The 14,946-nt window shown below is 39.3% G+C and carries 11 protein-coding genes; 9 read left to right on the top strand and 2 right to left on the bottom strand.

The genetic code is table 11. The features are described 5' to 3' along the window. Positions 1 to 263: 263 nt before the first annotated feature. Genes AC6HZ4_RS16815 through AC6HZ4_RS16800 form a run of 4 tightly spaced genes read left to right on the top strand, consistent with a single transcriptional unit; the run spans position 264 to position 4,857 of the window. Positions 264 to 800: a helix-turn-helix transcriptional regulator gene (locus tag AC6HZ4_RS16815; RefSeq protein WP_497490796.1), complete on the top strand. Its 537-nt coding sequence runs from the start codon at positions 264 to 266 to the stop codon at positions 798 to 800. A 16-nt stretch (positions 801 to 816) separates the two neighbouring features. Beyond that, positions 817 to 2,199, top strand: a complete 1,383-nt coding sequence (locus tag AC6HZ4_RS16810) for a tyrosine-type recombinase/integrase (RefSeq protein WP_497490795.1) — start codon at positions 817 to 819, stop codon at positions 2,197 to 2,199. Between the two features lie 29 nt (positions 2,200 to 2,228). Further along, positions 2,229 to 4,406 (top strand): site-specific integrase, encoded by a 2,178-nt coding sequence (locus AC6HZ4_RS16805; RefSeq protein ID WP_497490794.1) that lies wholly within the window; start codon positions 2,229 to 2,231, stop codon positions 4,404 to 4,406. Beyond that, on the top strand, positions 4,375 to 4,857 hold the full coding sequence (locus AC6HZ4_RS16800) for a hypothetical protein (RefSeq protein WP_497490793.1): 483 nt from the start codon (positions 4,375 to 4,377) through the stop codon (positions 4,855 to 4,857). The genes AC6HZ4_RS16805 and AC6HZ4_RS16800 overlap by 32 nt, the downstream gene beginning before the upstream one ends. A gap of 191 nt (positions 4,858 to 5,048) precedes the next feature. Here AC6HZ4_RS16800 and AC6HZ4_RS16795 read toward each other — a convergent pair whose 3' ends face one another. Further along, a complete protein-coding gene (locus AC6HZ4_RS16795; protein ID WP_497490791.1) occupies positions 5,049 to 5,936 on the bottom strand; it encodes a helix-turn-helix domain-containing protein in 888 nt (295 codons plus the stop codon). Between the two features lie 239 nt (positions 5,937 to 6,175). Between AC6HZ4_RS16795 and AC6HZ4_RS16790 the strand changes: the two genes are divergently transcribed. The 5 genes from AC6HZ4_RS16790 to AC6HZ4_RS16770 all read left to right on the top strand — a co-directional run bounded on the left by AC6HZ4_RS16790 (position 6,176) and on the right by AC6HZ4_RS16770 (position 13,032). After that, positions 6,176 to 7,348: a galactokinase gene (locus tag AC6HZ4_RS16790; protein ID WP_497495747.1), complete on the top strand. Its 1,173-nt coding sequence runs from the start codon at positions 6,176 to 6,178 to the stop codon at positions 7,346 to 7,348. Between the two features lie 26 nt (positions 7,349 to 7,374). Beyond that, positions 7,375 to 8,376: a UDP-glucose 4-epimerase GalE gene (galE, locus tag AC6HZ4_RS16785; protein ID WP_497490789.1), complete on the top strand. Its 1,002-nt coding sequence runs from the start codon at positions 7,375 to 7,377 to the stop codon at positions 8,374 to 8,376. A gap of 29 nt (positions 8,377 to 8,405) precedes the next feature. Beyond that, positions 8,406 to 9,929 carry a UDP-glucose--hexose-1-phosphate uridylyltransferase gene (gene galT, locus AC6HZ4_RS16780; protein WP_497490788.1) on the top strand — a complete coding sequence of 508 codons (1,524 nt, stop codon included), beginning with the start codon at positions 8,406 to 8,408 and terminating at the stop codon, positions 9,927 to 9,929. Between the two features lie 151 nt (positions 9,930 to 10,080). Continuing rightward, positions 10,081 to 10,737, top strand: coding sequence for an SGNH/GDSL hydrolase family protein (locus AC6HZ4_RS16775; RefSeq protein ID WP_497490787.1), 657 nt, complete (start codon positions 10,081 to 10,083; stop codon positions 10,735 to 10,737). A gap of 1,038 nt (positions 10,738 to 11,775) precedes the next feature. Then, positions 11,776 to 13,032 (top strand): ATP-binding protein, encoded by a 1,257-nt coding sequence (locus AC6HZ4_RS16770; RefSeq protein WP_497490785.1) that lies wholly within the window; start codon positions 11,776 to 11,778, stop codon positions 13,030 to 13,032. 352 nt (positions 13,033 to 13,384) lie between these two features. Here AC6HZ4_RS16770 and purF read toward each other — a convergent pair whose 3' ends face one another. Then, positions 13,385 to 14,764, bottom strand: a complete 1,380-nt coding sequence (purF, locus tag AC6HZ4_RS16765) for an amidophosphoribosyltransferase (RefSeq protein WP_497490784.1) — start codon at positions 14,762 to 14,764, stop codon at positions 13,385 to 13,387. Positions 14,765 to 14,946: the final 182 nt, after the last annotated feature.

The following is a 14,946-nucleotide window of genomic DNA, read 5'->3' as shown; positions in this document are numbered from 1 at the left end:
AATGTAGTTTTAAGGCGTATCAACACTTTGCTTGATACGCCTATTTTTTATGATTTTTTCTTCGTTTTATCACTACATTTTGGGGATTTATCGAGACTTTTATCGCTACATTTACCCTTTTTATCACCACTTTTATTACCACAATAATTTAATTATAGATAATGGAAATTAATGGTTGACCTTCCTTCATTATACACCTTAAAATAGAACATATATTCTATTTAACAACATAATGAGTTCATTCATTTTCAAGGAGGGTTCGCATGGAAAAGTATTTCTCAGTTAAAGAAGTAACAGCCCTTTTGGGCTACAAAAATGAAGAAACTATAAAAAGAAAGATAAAAGATGGGATGTTTCCAGGTGCAATCCAAAACAGCCGTAAAGAAGGTTGGAGGATACCTGCAAGTGATGTGGCAGCCCTAACGAGTTCCTCCCAAAAAGCTGCCCAGAGTAATAGCACATCAACCCCTACAGATTACAACAAGTCTGAAATAATCAAATTGGCATACCAAGTTGCAACTCTTACTTCCCTTTCAGAAGAAGTACATAAGGTTCTTAGCTCTTTGCCGTTGGAACGTGCACTTGAAATTTGTCTCATTATAAGGCAACAAAGTAGACCTATTGATGACCCATACAAGTTTGTAAAAGCAGCTAAAACGAAGAATTGGATGCCAGATCCGATTACAAACGGAGAAAAAAAGAAGTTGGTCGATTTCACCCAACGTGACTATGAATCGCTGGGATCAAAGGGACAACGGACAGGAACGATTCCTTTATACAATTGGTTAGAACAGGAATAAAGGTGGATTGATAGAGGTGGAAAGTTTGTATCATCACGTAAAATGCCCCGAAGGGGTAAAAGCTAGGAAGTTTAAATTGATTGTACTGGATAAACACCTTAAACCATTCCTGCCTCTCACGGTTTTTTATAAAGAGGCATTAGGCAGAATTGCAGAAAGTAGTGCCGAGTCCTATCTAAAAACACTCTATACCTTTTTCACCTGGCTGCATACTGGCAGTAATTATCAAGAAAGAACTGTAAAGTGGGATGATGAACCCCACATTGTACGGGTAGCCATAGAGGATTTTTTGATGCATGAAGCTCATTGTAAGGTTACAACAAGCGATAGCAAAACGTATTACAATGTAAAGCTAACAAATAAAAGTCCTAACACTGTCAGCCGATTGTTAAGTGCTTTAAAATCTTTTTACAAAATCATGATTCATGTAAGGATGTATCCTTATCCCAACCCCCTAATTGATGCACACGCCATTTTAGAAGAGCACCAAGCCCTAAAGGAGGGTGTTAGGGAAGGAAAACCTAGAATGCCTAAAGAGGCAGGTACAGAAGAACCTTTACCTAAAAGTGCTCGAAGATTAACCGACTCTTATTTTAAGGTCCTAAATGGTGAGTGGAAACCTCAGATTATTGATGATCCTCACCTCCCCTCTATGATTTATAAGGCTGGGGAGGACAGTAAATGGAAGCTTAGAGATGAAATTATTACTACAATGTTATTTCAAACTGGGGCAAGAGCAAGAGAGGTTATTGAGCTTACATTTGGTGACTATCGTGCTAGGTATGACAAGGGTGAATTTGCCACCTTTAATAAGGGAAGTCATGGAAAAAGAACAAAGTTTTTGAAAGTAGATAATGACACGTTAAAACTACTTGATCGTTATATCCATGGTGAGAGAAAGAAAGTTGATAAAAGTGGTTTAAACATGAATGACATTCCTGATGAAACTCCGATATTTCTTAATCAGTATGGAAATCCCTACACTTATGATGCCTTTCTAAAAAACTGGTCAACTATGATGGAAAAAGCAGAAATAAAAATCAATATTCATAAAACTCGTCATTGGTTCGTGACCCGTAGTATTCGGCTGATTCGCGAAGAATACAAGGATAAAGCAGAACAGGACAAGGCAATTAAACGATTACGAATTTATATGAATTGGAGTGCAAAAGCAGACACAATGAAAGTCTATGAGCACTACGTTGATGAAAAGGATTATGTGGTAGAGCAGCATGATAGATTGCTAGAAAAGATGAAAAAGGAACAGGAGGAGTATTTAAATCAGATAAAACCTCGTAAGAGGGCTAAACAACCTTCGGTTGAACCTCGAAATAAGGTCGTTCAAATGCCTGAAAAACAACATGAATTGATGGATTTTATTAATGAATTGAATAGTTAAGCTATTAATTAACCTAAGGGTGTGGGAATGTGATTGATGAATTAGAAAGTAAACCATGGTATCAAGAATTAAAAGGCGAGGTTGATGACAACATCTTTGTCTATCAGGATAAACGAGGTTATCTTTGGGACAAGGTTAACCCTGAGCATCTACGTTACTTCAAAAACAACTGTTGTGGTTATCTTTTTACAAACCACTTAGCATTAGGGTTGATGGTAAACTCCAATCAAAACTTAGACCCTAAGACTATTTTCACTGGTTTATATGTTGTAACTGTTGGTCTCAAAGAACTCTTTCAAGAACTCAAATTAGCAAATTTTAATGATTTTGATATAGATATACATCTGTCCGATTATTTACGAGAGGAGATTCTCCCTTCCCATTCAGATAACAAGAGAAGAGTATTCTTTAATGAGTATAAAGGTGTTGTCAAAAAGGTGCATAAGTGGCATTCGACCAAGTTGACAAAGGAACAACAAGAAGTGTTCGCCCCTTTTTTACTCCCTCGAACATACCTAGATAGCAGAGATTTTAAAGTTAACAAAACAGCCAAGGAAGCAGCGAAAAGTAAACGGAAGTCTGAAACAGACGCAATTTCCAAAGACTTTATAAAAATCCGTGCCGAAGGTGGGTTCCGTCTAAATCAGGTTAGGCGATTGCGGCAGAAATACCTTGAAGCTGTGGAATTAGTAAAAGCTAACGATTATCCTCTTCCTTTTGAATTTGCTTATGTTGAAAATGAGGAACGTGGAGATATATCAAAGGAGCTCTTTTCCTTTCGATTATGGGATAAACCGTCTTTCGTACTTCATCATAGTGATAATTATCGTGTAACTACAATCAAAAACGCGGAGAAACGAAGATTTACTTATTCAGATGAAAACAACGAATACTTCGTCGAGTTTTTAAAGGCAGAAATATTAGATGACGAAACTGGTGAACCAGTAGGAGAAACTGATGGTTTTTGGTTTTTTCCCATTTTAGAACATCAACTAGTCGGAATGTGGTACCAATCTTTAAGTGAAGAACAAATAAATGAGAGACTGAAAATACTTGAGATGTACGGATATAGGGAACCGGATTCAAAAGGTATTAATGAGCCTTTCCAGCCTAATCACAAAGGTATTTTAGCACAAGGGGCTTTTATAACTAACTCTCAGGAATATGCCGATGGCATTTTAATGAACGTTGAGGTTTTGTATATTACAGCTCTCTTTGGTGCGATAGCACTAGATATATTTACGTCTTCAGGTGCAAGGTTAGGTGAAGTGGTACAAGTCCATTTTGGGATTGGGTGTTTAGATCAGGGAAGTATCACCGACCCAGAAACAAATGTAGTAAAAACATCCTACATGTTTAGAGCTATTCCGAAAGGAAGAGATGAGCTTGCAGTCTTTTATGTTAACAAAGATACTTTTGATTTAATAAAGGAAATTGCTTTGTACCTTAGAGATGTACACTATAAAGGCTCAATTCCAAAAGTGGAATTTAAATATTATAAAAGACATGGTGCATCACGACCAGAACAACCCTATTTATTTCAGTTTCATGGTAAGCATTTTGAAAATAAGACTTTTGCATGCGTTTTAAACTTCATCTGTTTTGGATTGATTTATGAAACACAAGACAAGAAGTTGGTAAAGTTGAAACCACACTTATTACGCCACGGTTTTGCGACACATGCGGTACAAGCAGAGGAACTTCCGATTGATGTCGTAGCAATGATACTCAATCAAAAGGATATAGAGGTTACAGGATATTACTCTCAACCTACCCAAAGCCAAGTAGCAAATGTCGTAACTGATTTTCACACTTCCATGAATACTCAAGTTGACATGATGAGAGAAGTTTTGAGGCAACCAGAAGAGCTACAAGCCCTTTTTGAACGTCAAAGAGAGATTAGTGGACCTTTTAGTAAAACTGTTGGGGGTACATGTGTTACTAACAAGATTTGCCCAATAAAGCTTGCATGTGTAGGTTGCGGTACTAAAATACCCGAACCAGAACAAAAGCATGAATTACTTGATTATCTAGAATGGGCAGAAAAAACGAAGGAATATTACGAGGAAAAAGGTTTTAATCTGGAAGTGATGAAAATGAAAAAAACCATACATGATGCGAAAGTTGAATTGAAAGAAATAGCATTAATCGAAGAGTATAGGAGAGATAAGAAGAATGAGCCAAGACTTATCATTAGAAAACCATAAAAGTGGCTTAGAGAGTGAGTATGAGAAGCGAAGGGTTAACTCCTTTGAGCTAGGTAGAAAAGCAATAGATGCCCTCCTTGCGGAGGGCAAAGAAGTTACCTTGCACAATGTATCTAAGAAGACAAAAGAACTTGATGAACAAGGCAAAGGGATTCATTTTAACACTATTAGAAATCATGAAGAACTCTATGCGTATTATAAAGAAAAGAGTAAGAGCTATAAGAAAAAACAAAAAGAACTCGAAAAACATCTTCCCTATCGGGAAAATGAAAAACATACTTTTCACGAGTTTGAACAATTAAAACCTGACAGGAATTTAAAGAATGTTTATAGACAGTATATGCGTCTAACGAAGTCCGAATTAGCAACGCGTTTAATAGAAGCCGAGCAGTATATCGCGGAAGGAAATCAGGAGTATTTGAAAAAGTTATTTGAGACGTATGAGGGATAAAAATTGAATTAAAACCATAAATTGTCGTGGTAAAAAAACAAAAACATGTCGTGATAAAAGGAGTGGATTCCCCACTCCTCTTTCATTTTTCTTTTAATTGTTAAACAACATATCCTTACTGTTAATTCAAGCCTCAAACTTCATTTCTCTTGTCTTTCAGTAAAAACAAAATCATTAAGCTTTTTTTTGCGCTACAAAAACAGGTCATCCTCTAGTGCTTGATTGCTTTTACGAAACTGCCCCGGCGTCATGCCGGTTGCTTTTCGAAACACCTTTGTTAAGTAGTTTGCATTGGCATAGCCGACATTTGCGGCGATTTCTTCAACCGAATATTTTGTTTGATGCAGCAGTTCTGCAGCTTTTATAATGCGAATTTTTGTTAAGTATTGAATGGGGGTTAAGCCGGTTGTCTGCTTGAATAGACGGCTAAAGTGAAAACGGGACAAATTTGCTGCTTCCGCCATTTCGTCAGGGCCGATTTCCTCTTGAAAATGATTGCGGGCAAATAAAACAGCATTTAGAATGCTTTCTGGCCAATCTTCTGTCGATGCATCCATATTCTTCACATACTGATAGAGCTCCATGATAAAGCGGTATGATAAGCTTGAAGCCTGAAACGGGTTTGTAATTTTCTTTTCACTGGCTTCTTGGAAGATTTGAACAAGAAGCTGAATTGGATTAGATTCAGGGTGAAAGGGAACAACAAAGTGATGATGATTCTGAATATAATTCCAGCACTTTTCCACATGAATTCCGTACAGCGTAATAAAAATAAATTCCCAATGGTCGCTTTCCTTTGGCAAATAATATTGATAATCACCGGCAATGTTGATAAGAAAAGCTTTTCCCGCATCTAACTTATATTCTCTTCCGTTTGTTTCAATCATCCCATATCCGGAAACAGTGTACTGAAAAATGTATTTTTCTGCCTCTTTTCGGTTTCGACCGCTCCATTTGTAGAGCGGAGAGGTTTGCTTCTCCCAACCGACAGACCACATTTGTGCGGCTTCATTTGTTGTTTCCTCCAAAAACCGATAGGCGAAGATGCTGTACTCTTTTATTGGAAGTTTCGAGAGCAAGTTTTCACCTTCTTTCCTAAAAAATTCTCTGTGCTTCGCGTTCTTTCGTTTTTTGATAGGACTTCTTACTGTATTTGAAGGGAATACCCTCTCAGGTGGGTATTATTTTTATGCTTATTATAGATAAAAAAGCAAGAAAATACCCATTTTCTCTTTTTATTTTACCATTGAGGGGCATCGAATAGAACCGTAAAATGAAGCTATAAAAGATAGAGAGTATAAAAGGATGGGATGAAATGATGGTAGAGAACCTTATGCAGGAATTTATGAGCGTTTTTCATACAACAGAGGAACAAGTCCGTGTGTTCTTTGCACCAGGACGCGTCAATTTAATTGGTGAGCATACAGATTATAACGGTGGACATGTTTTCCCTTGCGCACTAAACATCGGTACATATGCCGTTGCGAAAAAGCGCGATGATGAGATGGTCAGAATGTATTCGATGAATTTTGAAGATTTAGGTGTGATTACATTTCCGGTAAAAAACTTGTCCTATGAGGAGCAGCACGATTGGGCTAACTATCCAAAAGGTGTTATGAATACGTTCCAAAAGCAAGGCTATATGATTGACAGCGGCTTTGACATATTGTTCTACGGCAATATTCCGAACGGAGCAGGTCTTTCCTCTTCTGCTTCTATTGAGTTGGCAACATCGGTAGTACTGAATGGGCTTTTTCATTTAGAAATCGACATGATTAGCATGGTCAAGATGAGCCAACAAGCCGAGAACGAATTTATTGGTGTAAACTGCGGAATTCTGGATCAATTTGCTATCGGGATGGGGAAGGATCAGCATGCCATTTTGCTAGACTGCCAAACATTAGATTATACGTACAGTCCAATTGCAATGGAGGGCGCTTCTTTAGTAATTGCCAATACGAATAAGAGAAGAGGTTTGGCTGATTCGAAGTATAATGAACGCCGCGGCGAGTGTGAACGTGCTTTGAAGGAACTGCAGCAGGAGCTTGCGATTGCATCCTTAGGAGAATTGAGCCCAGAACAATTCGAGCAATATAAGTATTTGATTCAAAATGAAACAGACCGTAAGCGTGCGAAGCATGCAGTCTATGAAAATGCACGTACAAAAGAAGCGGTGCGCTGCCTGCAAGCAAATGACCTAATCGGATTCGGCCAACTGATGAGACAATCCCATGAATCCTTGCGTGATGATTATGAAGTGACAGGAAAGGAGCTGGATGCATTAGCAGAAGCTGCTTGGGCACAAGCTGGTGTTATAGGTTCACGCATGACAGGTGCCGGCTTCGGGGGATGTACAGTCAGCATTGTAAAGAATGATAGAATCGATTCATTTATCGAACAAACAGGAAAAAGATACACCGAACAAACAGGCTTAACGGCGGACTTCTATGTTGTACAAGTGGGCGGTGGTGCAAGAGAGTTACTTGCGTAAGAGAACTAAAAAGGGAGGGTATAATTATGGCTATTTTAGTTTGCGGCGGAGCTGGATATATTGGCAGTCATACTGTTTCGGAGCTGTTGGATAAAGGAGAAGAAGTGATTGTTGTTGATAACCTGCAAACAGGACATCAAGAAGCTGTCCTAGAGGGTACCAAGCTTTATGTTGGGGATTTACGCGATACGATTTTTTTAGACGAAGTATTTGCAAACAACAAGATTGAGACGGTTGTGCATTTTGCAGCGGATTCGCTTGTAGGCGAAAGTGTAGAAGACCCGCTCAAATATTATGATAACAATGTAAACGGCGCCCTTTGTTTGCTGCGAGCTATGGTAAAGCACGATGTAAAGAAGATCGTCTTTTCTTCAACTGCAGCAGCATACGGTGAAGCAAAACAGTCCCCTATCGTAGAAGAGACTATGACTGAACCGACAAATCCATACGGGGAAACAAAACTGGCAATTGAGAAAATGTTAAAGTGGTCGGAGCAAGCTTATGGTATTAAGTATGTGGTACTGCGTTACTTTAATGTGGCAGGCGCCCATATGGATGGAAAATTAGGAGAAGACCATACACCTGAAACACATTTGATTCCTATTATTTTACAGGTAGCCTTGGGAAAACGTGAGAAAATCAATATCTTTGGTGACGATTATGATACACATGATGGGACATGCATCCGCGACTACATCCATGTGACAGACTTGGCTGATGCCCACATTTTAGCAATCGAGAAACTGCGCCGTGATGGTGTAAGCGGTACTTATAACCTGGGAAATGGAAATGGTTTTACTGTAAAAGAAGTGATAGCTGCAGCACGCAAGGTAACGAATCATCCTATTCCGGCCGAGTTGGCACCAAGACGTGCCGGGGATCCGGCAAGGCTGGTTGCTTCTTCTGAAAAGGCTATGAGAGAGCTAGGATGGCAGCCGCGTTACACATCGCTTGAACAAATGATCCAAAGCGCCTGGAGTTGGTTTCAAAAGCACCCAGAGGGCTATAGTATAGTGAAAATTAACTAAATTTCTCTTCGGGAAAGGGGCGATAAGGTTTGGATACTAGAATTTATGGGCAAATAGAAAGGCTGCTTCAATATGGCTTGAACAAGCGGCTTATTACAAAGTGGGATATAGATGTTGTTCGGAATAAGCTGCTGGAAGTGCTTGAACTGGATGAGTTTATAGCAACTGAGATAGGGTCGGAGCAGCTTGACACTCCTGTTGGAATCTTGGAAAACATATTGGACTGGGCTGCAGAGAACGGACGGTTAGAAGCAAATACTGTCACATACCGCGATTTGCTAGATACAAAGATTATGGCATGTTTTGTGCCGCTTCCTTCTGAGATGAATCGTTTGTTCTATGAACGTTATGAGCAAGAGGGGGCAGAAGCAGCAACGAAGTTTTTCTATCAGTTTTCAAAAGATGTCCATTATATTCGGACCGATCGTATTGCAAAAAATGAGAAGTGGATTGCTCCGACGGAATACGGCGGCCTGGAAATTACAATCAATTTATCAAAACCTGAAAAAGACCCAAGAGCCATTGCGGCGGCAAAGCATGTAAAGCAAAGCGATTATCCGAAGTGTTTACTTTGTAAAGAGAACACTGGTTATGCGGGCCGTGTGAATCATCCGGCCAGACAGAACCATCGCATCATTCCTGTTGAACTGGGAGAAGAACAATGGTTTCTGCAATTTTCTCCCTATGTTTACTATCATGAGCATGCCATTGTTTTAGCGGAAGCGCATACACCGATGAAAATAAGTAAAGATACTTTTGTACGTCTCCTGCAGTTTGTGGAACAGTTTCCGCATTATTTTCTTGGATCGAATGCCGACTTGCCAATAGTAGGCGGTTCTATTCTGACGCATGACCATTTCCAAGGCGGCCACCATGATTTTCCGATGGCAAGGGCGGCAATTGAGAAGGAATTTATGCTTCAGGAGTTCCCAGATGTCCGGGCAGGCATCGTGAAATGGCCAATGTCTGTCATTCGTTTACAAGCCGATAATTATAATGATCTTGCGGAAGCATCTGATTACATTCTGCAACAATGGAAGGCGTACAGTGATCCAGAAGCCGGTATTTTCGCATTTACGGGTGAAACACCGCATAATACAATTACACCGATTGCTAGAAAAAGGAATGGTGTTTTTGAAATCGATTTAGTGCTTCGCAATAATCGTACGAATGATGAACATCCACTTGGCATCTTCCATCCACATGCGGAGGTGCACCACATAAAAAAAGAAAACATCGGTCTGATTGAAGTAATGGGGCTTGCCGTCTTGCCGGGACGTTTAAAAGAAGAAATACAAGCGCTGGCGCAGGTCATCATTTCAGATTCCTTTGAAGCGGAGATTATGGAACAAAAGGAAATTATGAAGCATGCGGAGTGGGCAAGAAAGGTAAAGGAAAAGCATCCGGAATTGACAAAGGAGAATGCGCTGGATATTCTAAAAGAAGAGATTGGAATTGTATTTGCAGCAATCTTGGAGTATGCCGGTGTGTTTAAACGGGACGATAAAGGTCAGCGTGCATTTGAAAAATTTATCTATCATGTTGGCAAATAAATAGTAACTAGTATATCAGACTTGATCATGCAGCCCCCATTTCAAGCCGCGTTAGCGGGGAAATGGGGGCAGTTAGTTTTATACATAAAATAATTAAATTTTTTGTATCAGAACCTTGCAACATTATAAAAGAATAAAGGAGATATGCACAATGCTATTAAATAAGGGGCAAAAACTTTTGTTCATTGGAGATTCGATTACAGATTGTGAACGGGCTAAGCCGGAAGGAGAAGGGTTGTTCGGCGCGTTAGGCAAAGGCTATGTATCTTTCATCAATGGTCTTCTGCAGGCTGTTTATCCGGAGTTAGGCATTCGAGTCGTTAATAAAGGGATCTCCGGTAACACGGTTCGAGATTTAAAGGGAAGATGGCAAGAGGATGTGCTTGACCAGAAGCCCGATTGGTTATCCATTATGATCGGCATAAATGATGTGTGGCGGCAGTACGATACACCGTTCATTAAAGAGTGGCATGTATATTTGGATGAATATGAGGAAACACTTCGGAAGCTGGTGAGGGAGACGAAGCCGCTTGTGAAAGGAATTGTATTGATGACACCTTTTTACTTGGAAAGCAATGAACAGGATGCGATGCGGCAGACAATGGATCAATATGGCGCGGCTGCCAGACGCATTGCCGAAGAAACAGGCTGTTTGTTCGTAGATACGCAAGCGGCGTTTCATGGAGTATTAAAGGAACTTTACTCTGCGGCATTAGCGTGGGATCGTGTTCACCCTACAGCTGCTGGACATATGGTTTTGGCGAGAGCTTTCTTACGGGAAGTTGGATTTGATTGGAATAAATTGTAACAAAGCTGCTTATCAGAAGCTTTCAAAAAAGGGGGGACGCAAAACGTTTCCTCTTTTTTATTCCTTTAGTGAGTTTTTTCATTTCTAACCACATACTTAAAAATCCGCGAGTGTTTTTTCAATCTTCTATATATGGTCCTTCTGCTGTTTCTGAAACTATTTTTGCTAGTGCGGCTTAGGCTGCTCTTTTTTATGGCTAAATCTTGATTTAGATGAGATATGGCTGTTGTTTTGATAAAAGAATTGGTTTAAAAAAAGGTATAATTTGTAAAAGGTATATACAAAGAAAACGCTTTCAATTATAATTGATGTACACAGTTAAAGAATGTAATTGGTTAACTAACAAGCTGCTAAGGAGTGAGTTTCGATGGAAGGACAAGGGGATTTCTTAATTGGTTTAATGTGGGGGGCACCCTTGAGTGTTCTATTATGGATTTCATTCTTTGGATGGTTAAAGTTAATCTGGAATCTTATTTTATAGAAGATGTTCTCCCGTCATCATAACTATTTTTGATTAAACATCAGCATACTTTATAAGGCTAAGCGTTTCGGCAGAGTGTGATGCAGCTTTACAATTAAGCAAACAAAAAGGGCGCCAGGCGTAAGCTGGCGCTCCTTTCTTACGTTGTCGTTGATGTTTGAGCAAACGGGGACAACGTGATTCATGCTAATATCTATAGTATCCCGAAAGTCTAGCGTGACCAAGTTCCAAAACAATTTGTCTTGCTAACAAATTGCTAACCAAATGAATTATGGCAGTTTATGTTTATTTATGTCTTAATCTCTGATACTATTGAAATCGCAAGGTTTTGAAAAAATGGGTTTATGCAGCCTTTGCTAACCATTTGACATCTCACGGTATAATTTCTTTTAAAGGGAACATTGTTCGAAAAATTAAGAATGTATATACAGTTAGAAGAGATTTGGTCAATAGATTGTTAGTTTCAAGGAAATAGATATTAAAACATGATAATTATAAAAATCTTCTGTTAACAGGAAATAACCAGGGTAGTTTTAAATGGAAAGTATGGTGAAGTTATGAGTCTTGTAGTAAAGGATTTACTTGTTAATTTTTTATTCGTTCTTCTGCCCTTATTCCTAGTTCAAATGTTTTATTTATTAAAATACATGAAGCAACTTAAAAATTTAAAAGACTGGATTGTCATGATTTTTCCTATTCTTTCTATGATCCTTTGTATGTTGTTTCCAGTTCATATATATGAAGGTTTTGTAGTTGATTTTCGGCGGATCCCCTTCGTTTTAGGTATATTATATGGAGGATATCGATTTGGCTTTTTCTTGTTGGCTTTAATGCTGGTCATACGTTTTTTTGTTGGGGGAACGGGCTTTTATGTTGCACTTATTATATATCCATTATTGACAATTTCCGTAAGCCTCTTAGCCAAACGTTATTTGAAAATGTCTGTAAAACAAAGAATACTTCTAAATGTATTATTGATTCCATTTTTAGAAGAAATCTTTTTGCTTATGGCAATAAAACTTTTAAATATTGAAATCCCATTCAATATTCAAATGTCGTTTGTTGTTATTAACATGTCAGGTATGTTGATTATCATGGTTCTTTGGGAAAGCATCAGAAAGATTCTTGATTTATTGCAGACATTAGTAAAAGCAGAGAAATTAGAGGTTGTAAGCCACCTGGCAGCGAGCATTTCCCACGAAGTTCGAAATCCATTAACAGTAAGCAGAGGGTTTATGCAATTGTTATATGAAGACGTACCGGCGAATAAAAGAACTGATTATTTAAATATTGCGGTGAGGGAGCTGGATCGTGCTGTGGAAATTATTAGTGATTATTTAACGTATGCTAAGCCGGAAGTCAGGGGGAGTGAACAGATAAATGTTTATGAAGAAATTTCTCATGCTGTAAAAGTAATTACCCCTTTGGCTAATATGAATACAGTACAAATAGACTTACATGGATTAAATAATGAGAGCTGTTTTATTCTGGGAAAACGCAAGCTGTTTGAGCAATGTTTAATGAATATTTTGAAAAATAGTATAGAAGCGATGCCAAATGGCGGGAAACTACAGATATCTCTTGTCTATCATTACCCGAAAATACAAATTGATATCCGTGACACGGGAGAGGGGATGACGAAGGAGCAAATTCAACGCCTTGGTGAGCCTTATTTTACAACAAAGGAAAAAGGAACAGGGCTGGGTATGATGGTTTCTTTTAGTATTATAAATCGGATGAACGGAAAGATAAGTGTAATAAGTGAGCGGGGAAAAGGGACATGCTTTTCTATTCAACTCCCTGTATGTGAATAGTTAATTTAGCAAGGATGGACAGGTTAAAAAGGATTAAGTTGTCAATATGCTGCAATATGTGATTGAGGCAGGAGAGTTTCGTTTTTTCTAGAATTATTTCCGAAGTTCGTTAAAGCATTTCGTCCCTTCCTCTACACTCTTAAACGCTGCTTAAGAAATAGATGCAGAAAAAAGGGCAAATTCACCAAGAGTGAAGTCTGCCCAAAATGAAGCTAAGTCCATATAGCGGCTGTTTATAATAGCACAGTCAACCGCAGGTCAACAGAGAATATAGATGCCTTTTTACCCGGCTATTTTCGTATCGAATTGGCGTGGGCACTTAGATTTAGCCTTAGTGTGCTTTATTAGGCAGCTACTCTAGATACAGTTTGGTCGGGTAAGCCCCACTGAAGCAGGCGATGCATCGAGTGCTGGTTTCAGCAAGATTTACATCTACTGCTTCTAACAACCCCTCGGTACTTAAAAATGCCAATGTATCCGCTCCGATGGCTTGTCCCATAGCTTGCTCATGTTCAAGGGCATTAGCAAACAGCTCTTCTTTTGTAGGCATATCAATGCCATAAAAACACGGATTGCGAACCATCGGTGAACTAATGCGCACATGGACCTCCTTGGCGCCTGCCTGCCGGATTAACTGGACAATTCGTTTGCTTGTAGTTCCCCTTACAATGGAATCATCGACAAGTACTACCCTTTTTCCTTCAAGAATTTCCTGAACGGCGCTTAATTTAAGGCGAACGGCTAATTCACGAAGCTCTTGGGTAGGTTCAATAAATGAACGGCCTGTATATGGATTTTTAATTAATCCCATTTCATAAGGAATTCCTGATTGCTGGGCGAAACCAATAGCAGCAGGGATGCTTGAATCGGGTACGGCAACAACTGCATCCGCTTGTGCAGGATGTTCCTTAGCCAGAATTTGACCTAACTCCTTTCGGATTGATAAGACACTTCTTCCTTGAATGACACTATCAGGGCGGGCGAAATAAACAAATTCAAAAGAACAAAGAGAGAGCTCTTCCTTTTGGGCAAATCGTCCTGTTTGAATCCCGTTTTCGTCAAGAAGCAGCCATTCTCCAGGTTCCACATCCCGCCAAAACTTGGCATCTACTGCATTCAAAGCGCATGTTTCTGAAGCGGCGACGATGCCTTCGCCGATTCTTCCTAGAGAAAGGGGCCGCAAGCCATGGCGGTCTAGAGCGATTAGCATCTGTTTTTCTGTCATGATTAGCAAGGCGAAAGAACCATCGATTCGTGTAAGAATATCAGGTGCTGCTTCACTAAACCGGTTTTTCCTAGAACGGGCAATAAGGTGAGCGATAATCTCCGTATCGGTCGTTGTTTGAAAAATGCTTCCTTGCTGTTGCAACACATCTCGTTCTATTCTTGCATTGACTAGGTTACCATTATGGGCAACAGCCAAGTCTCCCCCGCTATATTTAAAAACGAGAGGCTGCGCGTTTTGTAACAAGCTTTCACCAGAAGTCGAGTATCGAACATGGCCAATTGCCATATTGCCATTCAATCTATCAAGAGTGTCACGTGTAAACACTTGCGTTACTAATCCCATGCCGCGGTGATGCCTAAATGTTTTGCCGTTGCTAACTACGATTCCTGCACTTTCCTGACCGCGATGCTGAAGAGCGTGAAGTCCGTAGTATGTTAAATCGGCTGCTTTAGGATGATTGAATACTCCAAACACCCCGCATTTTTCTTTCATTTCTGAAGACATTTCTTTCCCTCCCGTTTACATCATTTTTCCTATTTTTTACTGAAGAATAAATTCTATCCTTATATAAATTGATATGTACAGAAATTCGCTTATATAGTTCCGAAGCTTTTGTAACTGTGGATACTCGAAAATATTTTATTGAAATACAATGCGTACATAGAACGAGGAGAAGCTGCATGCTT

The sequence above is a fragment of the Ectobacillus sp. OTK genome, assembly GCF_059698935.1.
This window is presented reverse-complemented; position numbering and strand designations above follow the sequence as displayed.

What these genes read in the sequence shown, in the direction of transcription:
- AC6HZ4_RS16815 (WP_497490796.1), top strand. Translation starts at nt 264, where the DNA reads ATGGAAAAGTATTTCTCAGTTAAAGAAGTAACAGCCCTTTTGGGCTAC.
- AC6HZ4_RS16800 (WP_497490793.1), top strand. Translation starts at nt 4,375, where the DNA reads ATGAGCCAAGACTTATCATTAGAAAACCATAAAAGTGGCTTAGAGAGT.
- AC6HZ4_RS16790 (WP_497495747.1), top strand. Translation starts at nt 6,176, where the DNA reads ATGGTAGAGAACCTTATGCAGGAATTTATGAGCGTTTTTCATACAACA.
- galE (WP_497490789.1), top strand. Translation starts at nt 7,375, where the DNA reads ATGGCTATTTTAGTTTGCGGCGGAGCTGGATATATTGGCAGTCATACT.
- AC6HZ4_RS16775 (WP_497490787.1), top strand. Translation starts at nt 10,081, where the DNA reads ATGCTATTAAATAAGGGGCAAAAACTTTTGTTCATTGGAGATTCGATT.
- AC6HZ4_RS16770 (WP_497490785.1), top strand. Translation starts at nt 11,776, where the DNA reads ATGAGTCTTGTAGTAAAGGATTTACTTGTTAATTTTTTATTCGTTCTT.
- purF (WP_497490784.1), bottom strand. Translation starts at nt 14,764, where the DNA reads ATGTCTTCAGAAATGAAAGAAAAATGCGGGGTGTTTGGAGTATTCAAT.